The 23760-nt window shown below is 68.9% G+C and carries 24 protein-coding genes; 15 read left to right on the forward strand and 9 right to left on the reverse strand.

Going from position 1 to position 23760, the window contains the following annotated elements; genetic code table 11:
• Positions 1-73 precede the first annotated feature (73 nt).
• The 6 genes from CYR75_RS11245 to CYR75_RS11270 are packed head-to-tail and all read left to right on the forward strand — an operon-like array spanning position 74 to position 7353.
• Positions 74-967 carry a UTP--glucose-1-phosphate uridylyltransferase gene (locus tag CYR75_RS11245; RefSeq protein WP_101500122.1) on the forward strand — a complete coding sequence of 298 codons (894 nt, stop codon included), beginning with the start codon at positions 74-76 and terminating at the stop codon, positions 965-967.
• On the forward strand, positions 967-1971 hold the full coding sequence (gene galE, locus CYR75_RS11250) for a UDP-glucose 4-epimerase GalE (protein WP_101500123.1): 1005 nt from the start codon (positions 967-969) through the stop codon (positions 1969-1971). Before CYR75_RS11245 ends, galE begins: the two co-directional genes overlap by 1 nt.
• Positions 1961-3277, forward strand: coding sequence for a glycosyltransferase family 4 protein (locus CYR75_RS11255; protein WP_101500124.1), 1317 nt, complete (start codon positions 1961-1963; stop codon positions 3275-3277). Before galE ends, CYR75_RS11255 begins: the two co-directional genes overlap by 11 nt.
• Positions 3268-4293, forward strand: a complete 1026-nt coding sequence (locus CYR75_RS11260) for a glycosyltransferase family 2 protein (protein WP_225972701.1) — start codon at positions 3268-3270, stop codon at positions 4291-4293. The genes CYR75_RS11255 and CYR75_RS11260 overlap by 10 nt, the downstream gene beginning before the upstream one ends.
• Entirely contained in the window at positions 4290-5969 is a 1680-nt protein-coding gene (locus CYR75_RS11265) for a DUF5927 domain-containing protein (RefSeq protein ID WP_101500125.1), read from the forward strand. The genes CYR75_RS11260 and CYR75_RS11265 overlap by 4 nt, the downstream gene beginning before the upstream one ends.
• Positions 5962-7353, forward strand: a complete 1392-nt coding sequence (locus CYR75_RS11270; RefSeq protein WP_101500126.1) for a hypothetical protein — start codon at positions 5962-5964, stop codon at positions 7351-7353. Before CYR75_RS11265 ends, CYR75_RS11270 begins: the two co-directional genes overlap by 8 nt.
• A 196-nt stretch (positions 7354-7549) precedes the next feature.
• On the opposite strand, the gene CYR75_RS11275 is transcribed toward CYR75_RS11270, so the two are convergent.
• From CYR75_RS11275 to CYR75_RS11315, 9 genes are read right to left on the reverse strand one after another with little or no spacing between them, the layout of a single operon-like run.
• Positions 7550-7900: a hypothetical protein gene (locus tag CYR75_RS11275; protein ID WP_101500127.1), complete on the reverse strand. Its 351-nt coding sequence runs from the start codon at positions 7898-7900 to the stop codon at positions 7550-7552.
• A gap of 28 nt (positions 7901-7928) precedes the next feature.
• Positions 7929-9005 (reverse strand): flagellar type III secretion system protein FlhB, encoded by a 1077-nt coding sequence (flhB, locus tag CYR75_RS11280; RefSeq protein ID WP_101500128.1) that lies wholly within the window; start codon positions 9003-9005, stop codon positions 7929-7931.
• 18 nt (positions 9006-9023) lie between these two features.
• On the reverse strand, positions 9024-9773 hold the full coding sequence (locus tag CYR75_RS11285) for a flagellar biosynthetic protein FliR (RefSeq protein ID WP_101500129.1): 750 nt from the start codon (positions 9771-9773) through the stop codon (positions 9024-9026).
• Positions 9773-11860, reverse strand: coding sequence for a flagellar biosynthesis protein FlhA (locus tag CYR75_RS11290; protein WP_225972702.1), 2088 nt, complete (start codon positions 11858-11860; stop codon positions 9773-9775). The genes CYR75_RS11285 and CYR75_RS11290 overlap by 1 nt, the downstream gene beginning before the upstream one ends.
• On the reverse strand, positions 11850-12152 hold the full coding sequence (locus CYR75_RS11295; RefSeq protein WP_101500131.1) for a hypothetical protein: 303 nt from the start codon (positions 12150-12152) through the stop codon (positions 11850-11852). The genes CYR75_RS11290 and CYR75_RS11295 overlap by 11 nt, the downstream gene beginning before the upstream one ends.
• Complete coding sequence (gene motA, locus CYR75_RS11300; RefSeq protein ID WP_101500132.1) at positions 12149-13015, reverse strand: flagellar motor stator protein MotA; 867 nt, start codon at positions 13013-13015, stop codon at positions 12149-12151. The genes CYR75_RS11295 and motA overlap by 4 nt, the downstream gene beginning before the upstream one ends.
• Positions 13016-13025: 10 nt before the next feature.
• Positions 13026-13556, reverse strand: a complete 531-nt coding sequence (locus CYR75_RS11305; protein ID WP_101500133.1) for a MotE family protein — start codon at positions 13554-13556, stop codon at positions 13026-13028.
• A complete protein-coding gene (locus CYR75_RS11310) occupies positions 13549-13893 on the reverse strand; it encodes a hypothetical protein (protein WP_101500134.1) in 345 nt (114 codons plus the stop codon). Before CYR75_RS11310 ends, CYR75_RS11305 begins: the two co-directional genes overlap by 8 nt.
• Positions 13890-14354 (reverse strand): flagellar basal body-associated FliL family protein, encoded by a 465-nt coding sequence (locus CYR75_RS11315; protein ID WP_101500135.1) that lies wholly within the window; start codon positions 14352-14354, stop codon positions 13890-13892. Before CYR75_RS11315 ends, CYR75_RS11310 begins: the two co-directional genes overlap by 4 nt.
• Positions 14355-14465: 111 nt before the next feature.
• Here CYR75_RS11315 and fliF point away from each other — a divergent pair, with 111 nt between their 5' ends.
• From fliF to CYR75_RS11360, 9 genes are all read left to right on the forward strand, one after another.
• Entirely contained in the window at positions 14466-16031 is a 1566-nt protein-coding gene (fliF, locus tag CYR75_RS11320) for a flagellar basal-body MS-ring/collar protein FliF (protein ID WP_101500136.1), read from the forward strand.
• A complete protein-coding gene (locus tag CYR75_RS11325) occupies positions 16028-16573 on the forward strand; it encodes a hypothetical protein (RefSeq protein WP_101500137.1) in 546 nt (181 codons plus the stop codon). The genes fliF and CYR75_RS11325 overlap by 4 nt, the downstream gene beginning before the upstream one ends.
• Positions 16574-16831, forward strand: a complete 258-nt coding sequence (locus CYR75_RS11330) for a FliM/FliN family flagellar motor switch protein (RefSeq protein ID WP_101500138.1) — start codon at positions 16574-16576, stop codon at positions 16829-16831. It begins immediately after the preceding gene.
• Between the two features lie 71 nt (positions 16832-16902).
• The gene (locus CYR75_RS11335) at positions 16903-17616 is read left to right on the forward strand and encodes a flagellar type III secretion system pore protein FliP (protein WP_404825372.1); all 714 of its coding nucleotides are present in this window, start codon (positions 16903-16905) and stop codon (positions 17614-17616) included.
• A gap of 114 nt (positions 17617-17730) precedes the next feature.
• Complete coding sequence (gene hslO / locus CYR75_RS11340; RefSeq protein WP_101500139.1) at positions 17731-18783, forward strand: Hsp33 family molecular chaperone HslO; 1053 nt, start codon at positions 17731-17733, stop codon at positions 18781-18783.
• 95 nt (positions 18784-18878) lie between these two features.
• Entirely contained in the window at positions 18879-19499 is a 621-nt protein-coding gene (locus CYR75_RS11345) for an NUDIX hydrolase (protein ID WP_101501014.1), read from the forward strand.
• Between the two features lie 62 nt (positions 19500-19561).
• Positions 19562-20665, forward strand: coding sequence for a CCA tRNA nucleotidyltransferase (locus CYR75_RS11350; RefSeq protein WP_101501015.1), 1104 nt, complete (start codon positions 19562-19564; stop codon positions 20663-20665).
• Entirely contained in the window at positions 20662-22521 is a 1860-nt protein-coding gene (locus tag CYR75_RS11355) for an ABC transporter ATP-binding protein (protein WP_101500140.1), read from the forward strand. Before CYR75_RS11350 ends, CYR75_RS11355 begins: the two co-directional genes overlap by 4 nt.
• Positions 22518-23759: a class I SAM-dependent RNA methyltransferase gene (locus CYR75_RS11360; protein WP_101500141.1), complete on the forward strand. Its 1242-nt coding sequence runs from the start codon at positions 22518-22520 to the stop codon at positions 23757-23759. Before CYR75_RS11355 ends, CYR75_RS11360 begins: the two co-directional genes overlap by 4 nt.
• Position 23760 lies beyond the last annotated feature (1 nt).

A 23760-nucleotide genomic window follows, 5' to 3' on the forward strand; every position in this document is an offset into this window, starting at 1 on the left:
TTGTGAATGGCCGCCGATACCGGATAAGAAGAAATCGGTGCGGGGGTGCTATACCTAGAAGGAAAATACCTGAATGAGCCAGAAAGTTACGAAAGCCATCTTTCCGGTCGCCGGCCTTGGAACGCGTTTCCTTCCCGCCACCAAGTCGATCCCGAAAGAGATCATGACCCTGGTCGACCGCCCGCTGATCCAATATGCCATCGACGAGGCGCGCTCGGCCGGGATCGAGGAATTCATCTTCGTGACCTCTCGCGGCAAGGGCGCGCTGGAAGACTATTTCGACCACGCGCATGAGCTGGAATCGAACCTCAAGCGCAATGGCAAGACCGAGCTGCTGGACCTGCTGCGCTCGACCAACATGGATTCGGGCGCCATCGCCTATGTCCGCCAGCACAAGGCGATGGGTCTGGGCCACGCGGTCTGGTGTGCGCGGCGACTGGTTTCCGATGCCGAGGCCGTGGCCGTGATCCTGACCGACGACGTCATCATGGGCGAACCGCCCTGCCTGCAGCAGATGATCGAGGCCCATGCCGAGATCGGCGGCACCATGGTCGCCACGATGGAAGTGCCGCTGGAAAAGACCGCCGCCTACGGCGTGCTCGACGTGGCCGAGGATATGGGCGCCATCGTCCGCGCCCGTGGCCTGGTGGAAAAGCCCAAGGAGAACCCGCCCTCGAACCTGGCCGTGATCGGGCGCTATATCCTGGCGCCGACAGTGCTGAGCAACCTCAACAAGCTGCGGCAGGGTGCGGGGGGCGAGATCCAGCTGACCGACGCCATCGCCGACGAGATCACCGAAGGGCGCGAGGTCTACGGCCTGCGCTTTCGCGGGCGACGCTATGATTGCGGCTCGAAGGCGGGCTTCCTGCAGGCGACGGTGGCCTTCGGGCTGCAGCGCGACGAGTTGCGCGACGAGTTCCTCGATTACCTGAATGACGTCGTCGCGACGCAGGCACCGGCGCGCTGATGTCGGGCGAAGCGGTCCTCGTCACCGGCGGCGCCGGCTATATCGGCTCTCACGCCTGCAAGGTGCTGGCGCAGGCGGGCTATGTGCCGGTCACCTATGACAGCCTGATCACCGGCTGGCGCGAGGCGGTCCGCTTCGGCCCGTTCGAGGAAGGCTGCCTGTCGGACCGGGCGCGGCTGGACGAGGTCTTTGCCAGCCACAAGCCCATCGCGGTGATGCATTTCGCGGCGCTGAGCCAGGTCGGCGAGGCGATGGCCGAGCCGGGCAAATACTGGCGCGGCAATGTGTGCGCCTCGCTGACCCTGATCGAGGCGACCATCGCCGCCGGGGTCCGCGATTTCGTCTTTTCCTCGACCTGCGCCACCTATGGCGATCAGGACGGCGTGCTGCTGGACGAGGATTGCGCGCAGAACCCGCTGAACGCCTATGGCGCCAGCAAGCGCGCGATCGAGGATATGCTGGCCGATTTTGCCGCCTCGGACGGGCTGAACAGCGTGATCTTTCGCTATTTCAACGTCGCCGGCGCCGACCCGGACGCGGAAGTGGGCGAGTTCCACCGCCCCGAGACGCATCTGATCCCGCTGATCCTCGACGCCATCGACGGCAAGCGCGACGCGCTGACCATCCATGGCAGCGACTACCCGACGCCGGACGGCACCTGCGTCCGCGACTATGTCCATGTCATGGACCTGGTCGAGGCGCATCTGCAGGGGCTGAACTGGCTGCGCGCCGGTCACGGCCCGCGCGACGGCGGGTCCGAGCGCTTTTGTCTGGGCACCGGCAAGGGGTTTTCGGTGCGCGAGGTGGTCGCGGCGGCGGGTTCCGTCACCAACCGGCCCGTGCCGATGCAAGAGGGGCCGCGCCGCGGCGGCGATGCCGTGCGGCTAGTCTCGGGCAGCGAAAAGGCCGGGCGCGTGCTGGGCTGGACGCCGGCGCGCTCGACCATGCCGCAGATGATCCAGGATGCGTGGCGCTGGCACCAGACCGGCGGGTATGACGCCTGATCCCAAGGCTTTTCCGTCCGGGATCGTACTGGACGTCTCGCGCCTCGTCTCGCGCATCGGCGGCGGCGCCCTGACCGGCATCGACCGGGTCGAGGCGGAATGGCTGGCCCATCTGACCGGTCCCGATGCCCCCTGTCCCGCGCTGCTGTTGTGCCGGATCACCGGCGCGCAGGCGCTGCTGCCCGCGACGACGGGTGCTGCGATCCTGCGATGGGCGGCGGGCGACCTGTCCGATCTGCCCCGGCATCCCGGCTGGCGCGACCGGCTGGCGCGACGCGACGCGCCCCGCCACCGGTCGATGGCGGCGCTGCGCCGAACCGCGCTGAGCCTGCTGCCCCGGTCGGGCAAAGGCATCGCCCGCGCCATCGAGCGGCATTTGGGCTGCGACCGCAGCCGCGTCGCCTACCTAAACCTCGGGCACAGCAACCTGTCTGCGAGGTTGCTCGATCACCTCTCGGGCAGCCGCCGGATGGTGATGATCCACGACACCATCCCGCTCGATCACCCGGAGTTCACCCGCGCCGGCCAGTCCGACCGCTTTGCGGGTCGGCTGCGGGCGGCGCTGGGCGGGGCCGATCTGATCCTCGCCATCTCGGACGCCACCGCGCAGCGAATCCTGCATTGGCAGGCGCAGTTCAGAATCACGCACCGGCCCGAACTGCTCCGCATCCCCATCGGCACAAGGCTCGCCACGCCCGATCCCGCCGCGATTCCCGCCGATCTGCACCTGCCGCGCCCGTTCTTCATCGCGCTCGGCACCATCGAGCCGCGCAAGAATCACGCGCTGCTGCTCGATGTCTGGGACCGGCTGGCCGCCTGCCTGCCCGCCGACCGCTTGCCGCATCTGCTGATCATCGGCCGCCGCGGGTGGGAGAATCGTGCCGCCTTCGCCCGCCTCGATGCCCTCGGCCCGCAGGAGGCGGTGCTGGAACGCGCCGATCTGTCGGATGGCGCGGTGGCGGCGCTGCTCGACCGCTGCCACGGGCTGCTGATGCCTTCGCTGGCCGAAGGCTTCGGCCTGCCGCTGACCGAGGCCGCCGGGCGCGGGGTGCCGGTCATGGCGACGCCGCTGCCCTCGACCATCGAGATGCTGGGCGATTATGCGCAGTATCTTCCGCCCGACGACGCCGACGCCTGGGCCACGCAGATCATCGCAAGCGCCGGCCAGACAGCGCAGAGATTTCCGCCGCTTGCGATCTGGTCGTGGGCTAGACATTTCGCTAGGGTCGCCGAGGCGCTTGGGGCGCATGACAGGGCGGCGGCCGATCCGGGCGGCCCAGCAGGCGGTGTCGATCAGTGGCGATAAGGATCAGGTCAAACTGGAACGCGCTGCGGCTGCGGGCGATACGGCAGTGGTATCTGGGCCGCGCCCTGCGCCGCCGCAACCAAGTCCGGCCGGTCAAGCTGCGTATCAAGAAGATCCGTCCCGGCGACATCCTGTGCTTTGTCACGCAGCGCAACGAATACGCCCGCCTGCCCTATTTCCTTCAGCATTACCGCAAGCTGGGGATCAATCATTTCCTGTTTGTGGACAACGCCTCGGACGATGAAAGCGCGGCGTTTCTGAAGGCGCAGCCCGACGTGTCGCTGTGGCGGGCGACAGCCAGCTACAAGGCCGCGCGCTTCGGGATGGACTGGCTGAACTGGCTGCTGTTCCGCCACGGCAGCGGGCATTGGTGCCTGACCGTCGATCCCGACGAGTTGCTGGTCTATCCTCATTGGGAGACCCGGCCCCTGCAGGCCCTGACCGACTGGCTGGACGCGGGCGGCCAGAAATCCTTTCCGGCGATGCTGCTCGACATGTATCCGCGCGGCCGCATCGGTGACGAGCCCTATCGCGCCGGGCAGAACCCGCTGGACATCGCGCATTATTTCGACCCCGCGAACTACATGATCCACAAGAACGGCCAATACGGCAATTTGTGGATTCAGGGCGGTCCGCGCGCGCGCAGCTTCTTCGGGCGGACGCCCGAGCTGGCGCCGGCGCTCAACAAGGTGCCGCTGATCCGCTGGCAGCGGCGCTATGCCTATATTTCCTCCACCCACATGGCGCTGCCGCGCGGGCTGAACCTCGTCTATGACGAAAACGGCGGCGAGCGGATCTCGGGCGCGCTGCTGCACACCAAGTTCCTGTCCACCTTCATCGAGAAATCCAGCGAAGAGATGGAGCGCGGCGAGCATTACGCCAACAGCCAGGAATACCGCGCCTATAGTGCCGGGCTGCAGGACAACATGACGCTCTTCAACGCCGAGTCCCGCAGCTATGAGGACTGGCAGCAATTGCAGGATCTGGGGCTGATCTCGCAAGGGAACTGGGCATGACCGCCCCGGTCCGGCTGGGCATCGCGTTCCTGTGTCACGACCACCTCGACGTGGCGGCGCAGATGGTGCGGCTGTGGCGGGACGGCGGCGCGGCGGTGGCGATCCATGTCGACCGGCGCACGCCCCCCGATCAGGTGGCGGCGATGCAGGAGCGGCTGAGCGATCTGGACGACATCGTCTGGGCCAAGCGGCATCAATGCGACTGGGGCATGTTCTCGATGGTCCGCGCCACGCAGGAAACCGCGCGCACGCTGCTGGACCAGTTCGACGACGTGACCCATGTTCTGGTCGCCTCGGGCGCCTGCCTGCCGCTGCGCCCGGTGGCCGAGCTGTGCGACTATCTGCGCCGCCACCCGCGCGTCGATTTCATCGAAAGCGTCAGCGCCCAGGAGGTCGGCTGGACGGTCGGCGGGCTCAATCTCGAGCGGTTCCAGCAGTTCTTCCCGGTCTCGTGGCGCAAGAACCGGCGCATCTTCGACATGCTGGTCGATCTGCAGCGCCGCCTGCGGATCAAGCGCCGGATGCCCGAGGGCCTGGTGCCGCATCTCGGCTCGCAATGGTGGTGCCTGACCCGCGAGACGCTGACCGCGATCCTGACCGATCCGCGCCGCGCCGCCTTCGAGCGTTTTTTCCGGTGGAGCTGGATTCCCGACGAAAGCTATTTCCAGACCCTCGTCCGGCGCCATTCGACGCGGATCGAAAGCCGCTCGCTGACGCTGTCCAAGTTCGACCACACCGGGCGGCCCTATAATTTCTACTGCGATCACGCCGAGTTGCTGGCCCTGTCGCGCTGCTTTGTGGCCCGCAAGATCTGGCCGGGCGCGCATGATCTGCATCAGGCATTTCCCCGCGATCTCGGCCCCGACCATGTCCGCGACGAACCCGACCCCAGCCGGGTCGAGCGGATGATCTCGCTGGCCGCCAACCGCCGCACCCTTGGTCGGCCGGGGCTGTACATGCAAAGCCGCTTTCCCGCCAAGGACCGCGAGAACGGCAAGACCGCCGCCCCCTATGCCGTGCTTCAGGGCTTTACCGACCTGTTCCCACGCTTCGAGGAATGGCTGCAAAGCCGCGTCGATGCCGAGGTGCACGGCCATCTTTTCTCGCCCGACGGTGTCGAGTTCGCCGGGGGCCGCCAGATCGGGCCGGGCGCCATCCCAGCCTATCCGGAGACGCGCGATTATGATCCGGCCGGCTTTCTGACCAGCCTGATCCGCATCTCGGACCGCAAGCAGCTGTTCCAGTTCAGCCCGCGCGATCAGCAGGCGCTGAACTGGTTCATGGTCACCGACCCCAACGCCACGCTGCGGATCATCACCGGGGCATGGGTGGTGCCGCTGATGCATTCGGGGATGCCCTTTGACGACATCCGCCACATCGCCGCCCGCCTGCAACAGACCGAGCTGGCGCAGCTCGACATCCTGCGCTCGGTCTGGGTCAAGGCCGATGTCCAGATCTGGGAGCTGGCCGATTTCGCCGCCCGCCCCGCCGCGCTGCTGCAGCGCGTGGTCCGCGACGTGACGCCGGGGGTCTGGCCGCTGTTCGATCAGCCCCCGGCGCTGCGGCCTCTGGACGGGCTGGGGCGGTTTCTGCAACAGCTTCGCAACGCCGGGCTGCAACCGCGGCTGATGGGCGATTTCCCGGCCACCCGATCCGAAAAGGAATGGCATGTCTGAGTTCAACAGCTTCGTCATCTTCGCCGGCATGCGCACCGGCTCGAACCTGCTCGAGGCGACGCTGAACGCCGTCAAGCGCGTCACTTGCTTTGGCGAGGCCTTCAACCCCTATATGCTGGGCTGGCCCGATACCGACCAGATCCGCGGCCTTAGTCGGGCCGAACGCGACGCCGACCCGCTGCGCCTGCTGGGCGCGATCTGCGAGCGCGAGGGCCATCTGTCGGGCTTTCGCTATTTCCACGACCACGACCCGCGCGTCTTTCCGGCGATCATGCAGAACCGCCGCTGCGCCAAGATCGTGCTGACCCGCAACCCGGTCGACAGCTTCGTTTCGACCGAACTGGCGCGGCAGACCAATCAGTGGAAGCTGAACCAGACCGAAACCCCGATCCCGGCCAGCATCCGCTTTGACCCCGACGCCTTTCGCCAGACATTGGGCGAGAACGAGGCGTTTCTGGCCCGCATCGTGCACGATCTGCAGACCAGCGGGCAGACGGCGTTCTGGCTGAACTATGGCGATCTGCGCGACTCGGGCGTGATGACCGGGCTGCTGCACTGGCTGGGCCGGACCGATCTCGACCACGTCGCCCCGGCCTCGGATCAGGTGCCGCAGAACCCGCGCGAGATGTCGGAGAAGGTCGAGAATTTCGACGAGATGCAGCGCGAACTGGCGCTGCTGGACCCGTTCCGCCTGTCGCGCATCCCGACATTCGAACCCAGGCGCGGCCCCGCCGTGCCCGGCTTCGTGACCAGCGAGGCGGGCGGCGGTCTGCTGTTCATGCCGGTGCGCGGCGGGCCGACCCAAACCGTGACCGACTGGCTCGCGGCGGCCGGTGGCGAGATGGCGCGGGATCACACCCAGAACAGCCTGCGCGGCTGGCTGCGCAGCCATCCCCGCCGGCGCAGCTTCACCGTCCTGCGCCACCCGCTGCGCCGGGCCTGGGCCGCGTTCCAGCACCTGCTGACCCGCGCCACGGCGGAAATGCGCCAGCAGCTTCGCGACATTCACCGCGTCCCGCTGCCCCCCGATGCCGAACTCGCCTCCCTGACCCCCGACGCGCAACAGACGCTGTTCGCGGATTTCCTTGGCTTCCTGAAGCGCAATCTGAGCGGGCAGACCAGCCTGCCGGTCCTGCCCCTCTGGGCCAGCCAGACCGAGATCGTCGCCGGGTTTTCGCGCTTTCTGCCCCCCGACATGATCCTGCGCGAGGAAAGCCTGGAAGCTGATCTACCCTGGCTTGCAAACGCCGCAAAACTCTCCGCGCCCGGGCCGGTCCGGTCCGAGCCCCTGCCCGAGTTCCTCGCCGAGAAGCAGCTTCAGCAAGCCGCCCGCGCCGCGTATCAAAGGGACTATGTCCAGTTCGGATTCTCGAACCAGCCGTGAGGGGGTGGGCTAACTCCCTGTCCTTTGAGACTCGACCCGCGCCGACTGAGTATCATCGCCGACCCTTGACCGGACCCAAACGGTCAGGCGCTCGAGACGCACCTGCGGAATGAACGCTCGCCACACCTCGCTCCCCGACCCCCGGCCGAGGTTTCCCGACACCTCTTCAGTTCCAACCTTCGCCACCTGACAACGCTCAGCCCTTCCCCGTCCTCCCCTCCGCCAACTGCTTGAGAACCTGCACCCGCCCGAACTCACGGACAGCGCGTTGCCGGGCGGCGTCGTATCCGGGTTTCAGGCGCGCGATCTCGGCGTCCGCCTGCAGAATGGCGCGTCCGAGGCGTCCGCTCTCGGAATTGGCCAGCCGCGCCTCGGCCACCGAAAACGGCGCATCGGCGCGATAGATCGCGTCGATCCGGCCCTGACAGTCCGCCCGCTGCGCGGCCATTCGTTCGACATGCGCGCGAAAGGCCGAAAACCGCTTCATCTCGGCGTCCGAGCGCATCTGCGCCAACTCCACCAGCTGCCTGACCCGCTTCAGGTCCATGCCGCCCTCGCCATCCCTTGCCGCATCGCTACCACCCCCGCTTCACCTTCGCCCGCATCGCCTCGGCAAAGCGGATCGCGGCGGCGACCGGGGCGAAGTGCTCGGTCGCGATTTCGTCTCCGACGCGGATGGTCGCGTGGATGGCGCGGGCGCAAGGGGGGTCGGGCCAGATCGGGACGTTGTGGGCGCTGGCCCGTTCGCGGATCCGCAGCGCGACCTCGTCCACGCCCTTGGCCACGCAGACCGGCGCCCGCCCACTGCCCCGCTTCCACGCCAGCGCCACCGCGTAATGCGTCGGGTTCACGATCACCACATCGGCCTTTTCGACCTCGGCCAGCATCGAGCTCAGCACGATGTCCATCGACTTCTGGCGCCGCGCCGATTTCATGTGCGGGTCGCCCTCGCTGTCCTTCATCTCGTCCTTCAGCTCTTTCAGGCTCATCCGGTTGCGGCGGCGAAAGTCGAAATGCTTCCAGCCCAGATCCGCCGCCGCGAAGAGGATGGAGATGATCAGCGCCAGGATCAGCGCGCGCCAGACCACCCATGACAGCCCCGACACCCAGGCGATGCCGGCACGGTCTGCGGTCATCACCGGGATCAGGCTGCGAAACAGCAGCCAGCCGCCGACGCCCACCGCGACCGCCTTCGAGGCCGAGATGCCGAAGCCGACCAGCCCGGATTTGCCGAATTTCTGCCCGGCGTTCTTGATGGGATTGATGCGGTTGATGTCGATGGCGAGCTTGCTGGGCACGAACACGATGCCGCGCTGCGCGATCAGCCCGACCAGCAGGATCGCGGCGGGCAGCGCCGCAACGACCAGCGTCCAGACCGCAGCCGAACCCCACACCCCCTGCACCCCGTCGAACCTCACCGACCCGCCCGATCCGCTGCTGCGCTGTCCGATGCCGGCCCAGGCCATCTCTTGCCGCGAGAGCCAGGCCGGCACCGCCCACCACAGCGCGACAGGCCCGGCCGCCATGGCGCCGAGATAGACGAGCGCGGCATTGACCTCGGTCGAGCGCGGGAAGTCGCCCTTTTCCCGCGCCTTGCGAAGCTTCTGCTCGGTCGCGTCGAATTGCTTGTCGCTCTGGTCCTCATCGCTCATGGGCTGGGCTTCCGGTGGCTAGCGGGCATGGATGAACACCGCCTCGGCCCAGCCGGACAGGATCGCCGGCGCCAGCACCGCCAGCGCCGCCAGCGCCAGCAGGATGATCGCCGGCGCGCCGATGAAGACCACCGGCAGCGAGGGCATCACCCGGTTCACCACCCCGGTCAGCATCTGATAAAGCAGCCCGCCCAGAATGAAGGGCGAGGCAAGCGCCATCGCCAGCACGAAGGACCGCGTCACCAGCCCGATGACAGCGGTCGTGTGACCGTCGCCGACGGCCAGTTGCCCTGCGGGAAAGCCCTGATAGCTCTGCGCAATCAGGTCCAGCAGCAGCAGCGGCAGCCCCATCGCCATCAGCAGCGCCAGCCCCGCCATGTGCATCAGATTGCCGATGGGATGGGGGGCGGCCTCGGTCCCGGTGCCGATGATCTGCGACAGCGAGGCGGTGGCCCCGATGGCCGAGGTCGCGACATGCAGCGCCATGGCCATGATCCGCGCCGGGATCGCGATCAGCAGCCCGACCAGCATCTCGCGCAGGGCCAGCACGGCGAAGGCTTCGATCCCCTCGGGCGCCGTGTTCAGCCCTGAGACGGCCAGCGTCAGCGGCGTCAGCACCACCGCCAACGCCACGCGCAGCCGCGCGCCCACCACCCGCTCGGACAGCACCGGAAAGACCAGCAGCGCCGCCTGAACCCGCAGATAGGCGAGGATCAGGGGCAGGGTCAGCGCGGCGAGATCGGGGGGAAGATAGGCGAGAAACGACATCACGCGGTCTCGATCGTGCCGATCAGGTTGATGTCGGCGGCGGGGTCGATATCGGCCAGCGCCAGCACCGGCACCGGCAGACCATGGGCCGAGAGCATATCGCGCAGCTGGCGCCGGCGGTGATCGGGCGCGGCGACGACCGGGTCCTCGCGCGGGTCGATGGCGGCAAGCTGCTTGCGCAGATTGCCGACCAGCCGGCGTCCCAAATCCGCGACCGGGGCGTTCTGATGCCCACGCGCGGCGCCGTCCTCGGCGGCGACGAATTCGGCCTCCCATGCCGGGTGGAGCTGCACGATGTTCAGCTTGCCCGATGGTGCTAGCATCCGCTGAGTGATCTGACCGCGAAGACGGCGGCGGATCGCCTCGAAGACTGCCTCGGGGGCGCCTGCGCCGCGGCATTCATGCACCGCGTCGACAATCAGCGGCAGGTTGCGGATCGAGAGCCCCTCATCCAGCATCTGCCGCAGAACGCCGAGCAGCAGTTCGGGCGCGACCTTGTCGGGGATCATGCTGTCGAAATAGGTCTGATAGGCCTTGGCGCGGGCCGGGTCCGACATCTCTTTCAACTCGGCCACGAGGCGCTGCAGCGCGGTCAGGGTCAGCAGATCGGGCAGGTTCGCCTTGACCACTTCCATCAGATGGGTGGACAGAACCTCCATCGGGTTGACGATGGTCGCACCGGCGGCGGAGGCGCGTTCCTGCGCCGTCGCGTCGATCCATTTCGCCTGGGTCGAGAACACCGGCTCGCGGATGATCGGCCCCGCCAGCCCGGCCAGCACCTCCTCGGAGCCGAGCGCCATCAGGCGGCCGGTCTGCAACTGCCCGCGCCCCCGCACCACCCCGTGCAGGCGGATGACATAGCTGTCGGGGGCGCAGTCGCTGTCATCGGTGATCCGCACCTCGGGCAGGATGATGCCGAAGCTGCGGGCGATATGGGTGCGCAGATTGCCGATGCGCGGCGCCAGACCCTTGCCGGCATCAAGCGCGTCCAGCACCAGATCCTGGCCGATCTCGACGCAGATATCGTCCATGTCCAGTTCATCGCCGATGCGCCGGGCGGCGGCGGGCTCGGCCGGTTGCTGCGGCTGCGGGTCGGTTGCCGGCTTGCGCTGGCGCGCATGGATGCGCCAGGCGGCAAATCCCAGCCCGCCGGCGAGCGCCAGAAACAGCATCACCGGCATCCCCGGGATCAGCGACATCAGCAGCATGGCCGCCGCGACGACCGCAGGCGCGCGCCAATCCGCGCCGGCCTGCCCGAGGATCAGGCTCGAGGTTTCCTCGGTCGCGCCGCCGCGTGACAGCAGCAGCGCCGCCGCCATCGAGGTGATCAGCGACGGCACCTGGCTCACCAGCCCGTCGCCGATGGTCAGGCGCGAGTAGTTCTGCAGCGCCGTCCCGACCGGCAGATGATGGACCAGCACCCCCATGGCGATACCGACGACGAGGTTGATCAGCGTGATCACGATCCCCGCCACCGCGTCGCCCTTCACGAATTTCGACGCCCCGTCGAGCGAGCCGAAGAAGCTGATCTCGCGCTGATCGCTGGCGCGGCGGCGGCGGGCCTCGTCATGGTCGATGGCCCCGCAGTTCAGGTCGCCGTCGATGGCCAGCTGCTTGCCCGGCAGGCTGTCCAGCGCGAATCGGGCCGAGACCTCGGCCATGCGGCCCGCGCCCTTGGTGATGACGATGAAATTGACCGCCGAGATGACCGCAAAGATGGTGATGCCGACGATCAGCGAGCCGCCCGCGACGAATTGCGAAAAGCCGCTGATGACATGGCCGGCGGCGCCCGAGCCGCTATGGCCCTCGGTCAGGATGAGACGGGTCGAGGAGACGTTCAGCGACAGGCGGATGATCAGCGAGACCAGCAGCAGCACCGGAAAGGCCTGGAAATCGGTGGGTTTTTCGACCGTCGACGACATGACCAGGATCATCGTCGCGCTGGCGATGGAGACCGCAATGCCGAAATCCAGCAGCGCGGCGGGGATCGGGATCACCATGGTCAGGACGATGATGACCAGGCCTGCCGTGACCATTGCCCCGCGCAGGCTGCCCGCCGGAACCGCCGCCACCGGCTCAATCGCCACTGGGTGCCCCATCGGTAAAGACATCGGCGGCCTCGGCCGGTTCGGGCAGGAACACCACATCGTCCAGATCCAGCGGCCGCCCCGTCAGCAGCCCCGAGCGCCGCAGATAGACCACCGCCTGCATCCGCTGTCCCGCATCCGGCAGGCGGCGCAGATCCAGCAGAAGCGCCGGCGGCATGGACCGGCCCGACAGCACCAGACGGTCGATCTCGGCCGTCAGATCGTCAAGCCCCTGCCCGCTCGCCACGGTCGCACCCAGCCCCGTCGCCAGCACAGCGCCGAGCAGCATCATGACGCCCTCTTGATGTCGCGGAGCGCGTTTTCCAGCGAAATGAAGCTCGGCCGGACCTGTTCGGGCGCGGATTGGCGGCCGACCTCGACGCACATGTTGGTGGCGTGCTGGTGCAGGCCGGCGACGAGAACCGACTTGATCACCTCGTAGAATGACATGTCGTGTTTCTTGACCGCCGTCAGCCGCTGCGCCAGCGGCGCGACCAGCCCATAGGCCAGAAACACCCCCAGAAACGTCCCGACCAGCGCCGCGCCGATCATCTTGCCGAGGATCTCGGGCGGCTGGTCGATGGCGCTCATGGTCTTGATGACGCCCAGCACCGCCGCGACGATGCCAAGCGCGGGCAGCGCGTCGGCCATCGACTGCAGCGCGTGGGCGACGTGCAGCTCCTCGTCCTTGATCAGCGCGATGCGCTTGGTCAGCATGTCCTCGACCTGATAGGGGTCGTCATAGTTCAGGCTGGCCGAGCGCAGCGTGTCGGTGATGATCGAGACCACCTCGTGATCGGCGAGGATGCGCGGATAGGCGAGGAAGAACTCGCTGGTCTCGGGGTTCTCGATATGCTCCTCGAGTTCGACCGGATTGTTGCGCCCAAGGCGCAGCAGCTGGAACATCAGACACAGCAGGTCCTGATGATCCTGTCCGGTCCAGACAGGCCCCTTGAAGGCGCGGATGATGTCGCGCAGCGTGTGTTTCAGCACGTCGCTGCTGTTCGACAGCACATACGAGCCGACTGCCGCGCCGCCGATGATCATCATCTCGAACGGCAGGGCGTGCAGGATGACGCCGATCTTGCCGCCCGCCAGGGCATAGCCGCCGAACACCGCGCCGATGGTGACCAGGATGCCGATTGCACCGAACATGGGCGTTCCCCTATCTGTGGCGGGCGCTGCGGGCGCCCATGTAAGTGGTCAGGATGGCCGCCTTGTCGGGCGGGATCGCGGCGATGATGCGGGCGCCGGTTTCCGGGTTCACGCGCATCAGCAGTTCGGCGGAAAAGTCGGGCGGCAGGCTCGCCATCACCTGCGCGGCCTCTTTCGGCTTCATCGCCTCATAGACCGCGACCAGGCGGCCGACATCATCGGCGACGGCGCGCTGCGTGTTGGTGGGTGAGCCGCCCAGGCCGCCGCGCGCGTCTTTCAGCCGGCGCAGCTCGGCCGTCAGCGTGGCCCTTGCGGTGGCGATTTCGGCCTTTTGGGCCTCGAGGCTGGCGAGCGCGATCCGCAGCCGGTCCTCGCGCAGGCGCAACTCCTCGACCAGCGCGGTCACCTCGGGGATGTCGGCGCAGCCGGCGAGCAGGCCAGCCGCGGCGGGCGGCGGGGCAGGCGGCGCCGGGGCCTGCAGCGACAGCGCGGCGACCGGCAACAGGGCCGCGGCGATCAGGGGCAGGACCAGCCTAGACATGCGCGTCCTCCGCCACCACCGCGCGGGGCCGCAGGCGGCGCGGCGGTTGCGGCACCGACCCGGCCAGCCTCGTCTGCAGGGCCCAGTAGGCCTTTTCCTGACGCGACGCCTCGATGACCTGCGCCAGCTCGTTGGACGCGGTCTCGGCCTCGGACCGGGCGCGGCGGACCGACTGGTCGAGGCGCGAGATCTCGCTGGTCATCACCGCGATGGCGGCGCCAAGGCCGCTTTCCAGATTGTTCAGCCGCCGCAGCCGACGCGAGAGCAAAAGGCAATAGACGGTCAGCGGCACCGCCGCGGCAAGGCTCGCCAGAGGCAGCAGGATGGACAGGGTCATTGGACTGCGAACTCCGTGATCAGGACGTTTTTCACCACCCCGGCGCCCAGGATCATGTCGGCGCGCGCCGCAAGCTCGGCCCGGATGATCTCGAGCACGCCGCGGCGCTCGATGGCGGCGGCGTCGATGTCGCTCAGAAAGCCGGTGAAGCTGTCGGACAGCCGCGGCATCAGCAACTCGACCCGGGCCAGTTCCTCGGGCGCGACCTCGAGCTTGATGCTCAGCGCAAGCTGCCGGTCGCGCCCACTGATCGGCACCACGATCCGGGGCACATCGGCAAATCCGACCTGCGGCAGCGAGACCGCCGCAGGCTTAGGCGCGAGCAGACGCGACGGGCTGACCACTCCCAGGAAACCCATCGCGCCGCCCCCCGCCCCGACCGCCAGAATCAGGGCCGCGACCACAAGCATGCCGCGACGGCTGGGTTTCGGGGCGGTCTCGGCAGGCGTGATGTCGGTCATGGTGATTCTCCTCGGTCGTTCCGAGGGAATAGCACTGCCCGACTAACCAATAATTAACGCGGCCCGTGCCACAAGATCCCCAGACCGACGACGAATCGAAGGGGGACAGCCTTGCAGGAACTGCAGAAATTCTGGACAGGACGTTCGCGCAATCAGCGGCTGGCCATCATCGGCGGCTTCGTCGCCAGCTTTGTGCTGGTGCTGGCCTTCGTGGCGCTGGCCGGCCGCGTTCAGATGGCGCTGCTCTATGCCGGGCTGGATGATGCGCAGGCGGCGCCGATCGTCGCCCATCTCGAGCAGGGGGGCGTGGCCTATCAGCTTCGCGGCGGCACGATCTGGGTCGACCAGACGCAGCGCGACCGGGTCCGCATGGATCTCGCCGCCCGCAACCTGCCTCAGCAGGGCGGGCCGGGCTATGAGATCCTGGACGAGATGTCGGGCTTCAGCACCACCTCGCAGATGTTCGACGCGGCCTATTGGCGCGCGAAGGAGGGCGAGCTTGCCCGCACGATCCTGTCGATCCCCTCGATCCGCTCGGCCCGGGTGCACCTGACCGCGCCGCAATCGCGCGGTTATCGCGACACGCAGCCTGGCTCGGCCTCGGTGACGGTGGTGACGGACGGCACGCCGCTGACCGCCGCGCAGGCCGATGCGATGCGGTTCCTGATCTCGTCGGCGGTGCCGAAGCTGGCGCCAGAGGCGGTCTCGGTCATCGATTCGGCGCGCGGCTTGATCCAGCCGCAGGACGAGCAGGGCGCGTCGGAGCGCGAGGACCGGATCAAGGAGAACGTCGAGCGGATCCTCGCCCCGCATGTCGGTGCCGGCAATGCCATCGTCGAGGTCAGCGTCGATCTGGTGACCGAGACCGAGCAGGTGACCGAACGCAGCTTTGATCCGACGCAGCGCGCGATGATCTCGCAAGAGACCGAGGAGCTGAGCGACGAAAGCAGCATGGCCGAGAGTGCGGCGGTGACGGCGGCCTCGAACCTGCCCGAACGCGCCGACCAGTCGGGCGAGCGCCAGCAATCGCAGCGGGCCGAGACCCGGCAGCGGGCAAATTACGAGGTCGGCAGCCTGACCCGCCAGATCGAGCGTCATCCCGGCTCGGTCCGCCGTCTCAGCGTGGCGGTGCTGGTCAACGGCACGCCGCAGGACGGCGCTGACGGCGTCTCGCGCATCGTGCCCCGGCCCGAGCCGGAACTGTCGACGATCCGCGATCTCGTGGCCGCCGCCGTGGGCTTCGACGCCCAGCGCGGGGATGAGATCACGGTCAAGTCGATGCCATTCGTCGCCGAAACCGCCAGCGGCACCGAGGCGGTGCGCGGCGGCCTGCTCGAGCGGCTGGCGCTCGATTCGCTGGTGCGGCTGCTGGTGGTGGGGCTGTTCGCGCTGCTGGCGCTGATGCTGACGCTGCGCGCGCTGCGGAACCGGACCAGCGAGGCGCTCGATGCCTCGCAGCCGCTGGCGCAATTGCCCGACACGCTCGACACCCCGCCCATGGTCACGCCGCCGATGCTGCCGATGGCCGAGGTCGATCTCGATTTCACGCCCGCCACGGCGATGGCGCTGCCTGACGATCCTGTCGCACGCCTGAAGCAACTGATGAAAGAGCGTCAGGACGAGACCGTCCGGCTGCTCAACGGCTGGATCGGCAGCGACGAAAGGACCGCCCCATGACCGCAGCCCTGCGCTTCGAGGATTTCGCCCCGCCCAGACCCGCGCGCGCGCTGTTCACCGCAGACGAGATGCGCCGCCAGTGCCAGCGCGCCGCCGAGGATGCCGCACGGGCGGCGCGAGAGGCGGATCTGCTGGCGCTGACCGAGGCGCTGCGCGACGCCGCCCTGCAGGCGCAGGACCGGGCGACGCTGCGGCAGCGGACCATCGACGAGACGCTGCAGGCCGTGACCCCGGTGCTTCGCGCCATCGTGAGCCAGCTTTCGACGGGGATGGAGGATCGGATCTGCGCCCTGGTCGGGGCAGAGCTGCAGCGCCTGTGCCATGCCGGCCTCACGCCCGCCTGCCGCGTCGCCGGTCCGCCGCAGCTGATCGACCGCCTCACCGATCATGTCGCCGGTCTCGGCCTGAGCGGGATCGAAATGGTCCCCGGCGAGACCACCGAGATCACCTTCGAAGGCGGCCGCATCTCGGTCGATCCGCAAGAGATCTCGGCCCGCCTGACCGCCCTGCTTGACGAATTTGTTCCCGCGAAGGAGGCGTGAATGGAGCTGAACCCCACCGTGCTGACCGACAACATCCCGGTCGAGATTTCCGTCCGCATCGGCCGCCGCCGCATGACCGTGGCCGAGCTGTCGAACCTGCGCGAAAACGACATCCTGCCGCTCAATCAGGCCGTCGATGACGCGGTCGAGATCTGCGTCGGCGATCACGTCGTGGCCTATGCCGAACTTGTCGCCGATGAAGGCGACAGCGGTCGGCTGAACCTGCGGATCACCCGCGCCGCCGGAGAGGCTTCGTGACCGGCCAGCCCCGACTGCGGCATCTGCTGCATGGGGCGCTCGCGGCGCTGGCCGCGCTGCCCGGCGCCGCGCTGGCGCAGACCGCGCCCGAACCTGCCGCGCCCGATGCGCTTGGCGGGGCGCTGGACGGGATCGCGCAGGCCTTGGCGCAGGGGTCAGGGGCGGCGGGCGGGGTCGGGCAGACCTCGATCCTGCTGTTTCTGGGGCTGACGATCCTGTCCCTCGCGCCTGCCATCGCGATCACGGTGACCTGCTTTCCCTTCATGGTCACGGTGCTTTCCATCCTGCGCCAGTCGCTGGGGCTGCAGCAATCGCCGCCTAACATGCTCATCATCAGCCTATCGCTTTTTCTGACCTGGTTCGTCATGGACCCGGTCCTGAACGAGGCCTGGACCGTCGCCGGCATCCCGCTGCAAAGCGGCCAGATCGGCGTCGTCGAGGCGCTGTCGCGCGGCATCGTCCCCTTCGAGCGCTTCATGTCGCTGCGCACCGACCCCGCGATCCTCGACCAGATGCGCGCGCTGCTGCCCGACAACAACGCCGAGGGGCTGCGTCTGCTGGTGCCGTCCTTCATGCTGACCGAGTTGACGCGCGCCTTCGAGATCGGCTTTCTGATCGCGCTGCCGTTCCTGGTGATCGACCTGGTGGTCTCGGCGGTGCTGATGGCGATGGGGATGATGATGGTGCCGCCGGCCATTGTGGCGCTGCCCTTCAAACTCGCCTTCTTCGTCGTCGTCGACGGTTGGGCGATGCTGTCGGCGGCGCTGGTGCGCGGATATCAGTGAACGCCGCAGGCCTCCGATGAGGGGTGCGGGGCGTTAACCCTTGGGATCGGCGGGCTCGGCCCTATATTGGGGCGGACGCGCGCTCGACCGGCGCCAGACATGCCAAGGGACAATATGACAGACATCAATCAGATCGCGTGGGACGATACCGTCCTGCCGTTTCAGCTCGACCGGTCGTCGATCCGGGGCCGCGTGGCCCGGCTCGACGGGGTGCTGAACCACATTCTTTCGCGCCATGACTATCCCGGCCCGGTCGCCGCCGCGGTGGCGGAACTGGCGCTGCTGACGGCGCTGATCGGCCCGACGATCAAGCTGCGCTGGAAGCTGTCCTTGCAGGTGCGCGGCAAGGGCGCGATCCGCACGCTCGCCGCCGATTATTACGCGCCCGAGACCGAGGGCGGCGCCGCCCGCATCCGCGCCTGGGCCAGCTTTGACGCCGAGCGTCTGGACGACGCGCCGTTCTTCGACCAGATCGGCGACGGGTATTTCGCCATCCTCATCGACCAGGGCGCCGGAAACCTGCCCTATCAGGGCATCACGCCCTTGGCCGGCGGCTCGCTGGCCGCCTGCGCCGAGACCTATTTCGCCCAGTCCGAGCAACTGCCCAGCAGCTTTGCGCTGTCGGTGGGCCGGTCGCTGCTGCCCGGCAAAGACGAGGCGTGGCGGGCCGGCGGCATCATGCTGCAGACCCTGCCCGCCCAGCCGATGCGCGACAGCGATCCCGACGCCGATCCGGGCCGGACCCCGGCGCTGATCGAGGCCGCCGACATTCTGCAGGGCGCCGAATCCGAGGACTGGTCGCGGGCCAATCACCTGCTTTCGACCGTCGAGGATATCGAGATGATCGGCCCCAGTGTTGCCCCGACCGAGCTGCTGGTCCGGCTGTTCCACGAAGAACAGCCCCGCATCTTCGACCCGCAGCGGGTCGAGTTCGGCTGCTCTTGCAGCGCCGAGCGGGTTCGCAGCACCATGTCCATCTATAGCCAGAAGGACATTGGCCACATGACGACGGATGAGGGCATCGTGACCGCCGACTGCCAGTTCTGCGGTGCGCATTACGAGTTCGACCCGCGCTCGCTGGGGTTCGAGGCCAGCATCGACAGCGACGGCAACGCGCTGCCGGAAAGCGACAGCGACGGCACCGCGCAAGGGGCGGCGCGGGCGTGATCACCGATTCGGCAGGCAGGGCAGAGAAGACAGCGGGCGCGACAAGCGCCCCGGAACCCCCTGCCCTGTCGCCGGCCCACCCCCAGCCGCTGGCCATGCCGGCCCTGTCCTCTCGTCCGGCGCTGTCGGGCGAGGCGTTCGCCGACCGCCTGCGCGCCGCCGTCGCCCACACCACCCCGCCCAGTTCGGATTACGACCCCGAGCGTGACCGCGACCTCTACCAGCCGCCGCTGCGCGATGCCGGCGTGCTGGCCGCCTTCCACGAGGATGACGGCCGCCTGTTCCTGACCAAGCGCGCCGCCACCATGCGGCACCATCCCGGCCAGATCGCGCTGCCCGGCGGCAAGGTCGATCCCGGCGATCCCGACGTCACCGCCGCCGCCCTGCGTGAGGCGCATGAAGAGATCGGCCTGCACGCCGATCAGGTCGAGGTCATCGGCACCCTGCCCGTCCACCACACCGTCACCCGCTTTCGCATCACGCCCTTGATTGCCATCATCCGCGGCCCCTTCACACCGCTGCCCGAACCCGGCGAGGTGGCCGAGGTCTTCACCCTGCCCTTCGCCCATGTCACCGACGCCGCGAACTACCGGCTCGAGCGGCGCGACTGGCAAGGAACGCCGCGCGCCTATCCGGTGGCGCCGCTGGGGCCCTATTACCTGTGGGGGGCGACGGCGCGCATCCTGATGGGACTGGCGGAAAGGCTGCGGTCTTGACGGCCCCTCGGCAGATCGACGCGCCGTTTCTGGCGCAGCCGGGATTGCAGACGGTGCTGGGAATGCTGGATCGCGGCGGGCATCGCGGGCTGATCGTCGGCGGCGCGGTGCGCAACGCGGTGCTGGGGCTGCCGGTCGGGGATGTCGATCTGGCCACCGACGCCGAGCCGCAGCGGGTCATCGACCTCGCCGGCGCGGCCGGGCTGAAATCGGTGCCGACCGGCATCGACCACGGCACCGTCACCGTCATCGCCGACCACACGCCTTATGAGATCACCACCTTCCGCCGCGATGTCGAGACCTTCGGCCGCGCGGCGACGGTGGCCTTTTCCGACCGGATCGAGGACGACGCCGAGCGGCGCGACTTCACCATGAACGCGCTCTATGCGACCGCACGAGGCGAGGTGCTGGACCCGGTCGGCGGCTGGCCCGACGTCATCGCGCGCCGGCTGCGCTTTGTCGGCGATGCGGCCAGCCGGATCAGGGAAGACTACCTGCGAATCCTGCGCTTTTTCCGCTTTTACGCCTGGTATGCCACCGACTTCGCCGAGGGCACGACCGAGGCCATTGCCGCCAATCTGGGCGGGCTGGGCCATGTTTCGGCCGAGCGGATCGGGGCCGAGATCGCCAAGCTGCTGGCCGCGCCCGACCCCGCGGCCTCGCTGGCGCTGATGGCGCAGACCGGGGTGCTGGCGCAGGTGCTGCCCCGCGCCGATCCGGCCCCTCTGCCCGCGCTGATCGCCGCCGAGGCCGCGCATGACGCGGCGCCCGACTGGCTGCGGCGGATGGCGCTGATCGCGCCCGCTGACGCGGCGTCGGGCCTGCGCCTGTCCCGTGCGCAGACGGCGCAGCTTGCGCGGCTGCAACAGGCCGCTGGGACGCCGTTGGCCGAGGTCGCCTTTCGCCACGGGCGCGAGATCGCCCGGGACGCCGCGCTGATCGCCGTGGCCAAGGGTCTGCCCGTGCCCACGGACTGGCCGGGCCGCATCGCACGCGCGGCGTCGGCGCCGCTGCCCATCGCGGCCGCCGACCTGATGCCGGGCCTGCGCGGGCCTGCCCTGGGCGAGGGATTGCGCGCCGCCGAGGCGCTGTGGCTCGCGTCTGACTTTACCGCCACCCGCGCCGACCTCGTCGCCGCCGCCCGCCGGATCGGAGAGAGCGCATGAACCTGCACCGCATCTTTGCCCGCATGATCGACGCCTTCCGCCCGGCCGACGGCCCGCCGCCGCAAAGCCTGCTGCGCTTCATGGGCTGGTCGCTGTCGGGCGCCGGGCGGGGGCTTGGCTTTGCGGCGCTGGTCTCGGCGGCGGCCGGGGCGGTCGATGTTGCCTCGGCGATGCTTCTGGGTGCGGTGATCGACGCGGTCACCTCGGCCCCGGCGCAGTCGCTGTGGTCGGCGAACGGACCGCTTTTGCTGGGGTTCGTGGCGTTTTTCCTGCTGCTGCGGCCGCTGATCATGGGGCTGTCCACGGCCTCGTCGAACGTCATCGTGGGGCCGAACATCCTGCCCCTGGTGCTGTCGCGGCTGCATCGCTGGACCATGGGGCAGGCAGTCAGCTTTTTCGACAACGATTTCGCCGGGCGGCTGGCGCAGAAGCAGATGCAGACCGCGCGCGCCGTCACCGATGTCGCGTCCGAGATGGTCAACGTGGTTTCCTTCGCGCTGGCGACGGTGCTTGGCTCGGCGCTGTTCCTGCTGACCGTCGATGGCTGGGGGGCGGCGGCGCTGCTGGTCTGGTTGGCGCTGTATCTGGGGCTGATCCGGTTCTTCCTGCCCCGCATCCGCAGCCGCGCGGCGGCGCGGGCCTCGGCCCGGGCGATGGTGACCGGGCAGGTGGTCGACACCATCACCAACATCAAGACCGTCAAGCTGTTCGCCCATGACGAGCATGAGGACCGGGCCGCCCTTGCCGCCATGGCCGGTTTCCGCGAGCGGGCGCTGGATTTCGGCGTCGTCTCGACCTGGTTCCGGGTCTCGCTGATGACGCTGGCGGGGCTGCTGCCGGTGATCCTGATCGGCGGCTCGGCGCTGTTGTGGCAGCGCGGGATGGCCACGGCGGGCGATATCGCCGCCGCCGGCGCGATCGCGCTGCGGCTGTCGCAGATGACCGGCTGGGTCAGCATGTCGCTGATGGGCATCTGGGGCTCGGTCGGCGAGATCGAGGACGGGATGCGGACGCTCTCGCCCCCGCACGGGCTGGCCGATGCGCCCGATGCCGTGGCGCTGCCGCCGGTTCAGGGGCTGATCGAGTTCCAGAAGGTCAGCTTCGCCTATGGCCGCGCCGATGGGCAGGGCGGCATCCGCGACATCGACCTGACCATCCGGCCGGGCGAGCGGATCGGGCTGGTCGGGGCCTCGGGCGCGGGGAAATCGACGCTGGTGGCGCTGCTGCTGCGGCTTTACGACACCGAGCGCGGGACCATCCGCATCGACGGCCAGGACATCCGCCACGTCACCCAGGCCAGCCTGCGCCGCCAGATCGGCATGGTCACGCAGGAAACGGCCATGTTCAACCGCTCGGCCCGCGACAACATCGCCTATGGCAGCCCCGGCGCGACGCAGGCGCAGATCGACGCCGCCGCCGCCGCCGCCGAGGCCGACAGCTTCATCGGCGAGATGCAGGATCACATGGGTCGCAAGGGCTATGACGCGCATCTGGGCGAGCGCGGCGTCAAGCTGTCGGGCGGGCAGCGGCAACGGATCGCGCTGGCCCGCGCCTTCCTGAAGGACGCGCCGATCCTGATCCTCGACGAGGCGACATCGGCGCTGGACAGCGAGGTCGAGGCGGCGATCCAGGGCTCGCTGGACCGGGTCATGGCTGGCAAGACCGTGCTGGCCATCGCCCACCGCCTGTCCACCATCGCCGAGATGGACCGGATCGTGGTTCTGGAACGCGGCCGCATCGTCGAGCAGGGCAGCCATCAGGAATTGCTGGCGCTTGACGGCACCTATTCCCGCTATTGGCAGCGGCAGTCGGGCGGCTTTCTGGGCACTGACGACGACGCGCAGGCGGCGGAATGACGGCCAGCACGACGCTGTCGATCGACCGGCTGGGACGGCGTGGCGACGGGGTGGCGCGGACGGTAGAGGGCCAGACCGTGCTGGTGCCGCTGACCCTGCCGGGCGAGGTGGTCACGGGCGAGATTCGCGACGGCCGCATCGCCGCCCCGGCGATCGTCACCGCCTCGGCGGACCGGGTGGCGCCGCCCTGCCCGCATTATGCCGATTGTGGCGGCTGCCTGCTGATGCATGGCAGCGATGGCTTTGTCGCGCGCTGGAAGGCTGACAGCGTGCTGACGGCACTTGCCGCACAGGGGATCGGCGCGACCATTGCCGGGATCGCCACCTCGCCGCCGCGCTCTCGCCGGCGGGCGGTGCTGTCGGGGCGGCGGGCGAAAAAGGGCGTGACGCTGGGGTTTCACGCCCGGCAGTCGGAGCGCATCGTCGATATTCACAGCTGCCATGTGCTGCGCCCGGCGATCCTCGCGGCGTTGCCGGCGCTGCGCGATCTGGTCGCGGCCGGGGCCTCGCGCACGGCAGAGCTGGTGCTGACGGTGACCGAGGGGCCGGCCGGGCTGGATCTGGCGGTCAGCGGCGGCAAGCCCCTGACGCCCGCGCTAAGTCAGACCCTCGCGGCGGTGGCCGAGGCCGCCGATCTGGCGCGTCTGGACTGGGACGGCGTGCCGATGACCCGGCGCGCGCCGGTGCAGCGCATGGGCCGGGCGCAGGTGATCCCGCCGCCGGGCGCCTTCCTGCAGGCGACCGCCGAGGGCGAGGCCGCGCTGCGCGCCGTGGTCCGTCACGCGCTGAAAGGCGCGGCGCGGGTGGTCGATCTGTTCGCCGGCTGCGGCACCTTTGCCCTGCCGCTGGCCGAGACGGCCGAGGTTCACGCGGTCGAGGGGCTGGCCGCACCGCTCGCGGCGCTGGATCAGGGCTGGCGAGATGCCCACGGCCTCAAACGCGTCACCACCGAGACCCGCGATCTGGCCGCGCGGCCTCTGCTGGCGGATGAGCTGCAGGGTTTCGATGCCGTCGTCATCGACCCGCCGCGCAGCGGTGCGGCGGCGCAGGCAGCACAGCTTGCCGCGCTGCGGGACGGCCCGACGCGCGTGGCATGGGTCAGCTGCGACCCGGTCAGCTTCGCCCGCGACGCCAAGCGCATGATCGAGGGCGGCTGGCGGATGGACCCGATCCATGTCGTCGACCAGTTCCGCTGGTCGCCGCATGTCGAGACCGTCACCGTCTTTCGCCGCGGCTGAG

Source organism: Paracoccus jeotgali, assembly GCF_002865605.1.
GTDB lineage: Bacteria > Pseudomonadota > Alphaproteobacteria > Rhodobacterales > Rhodobacteraceae > Paracoccus > Paracoccus jeotgali.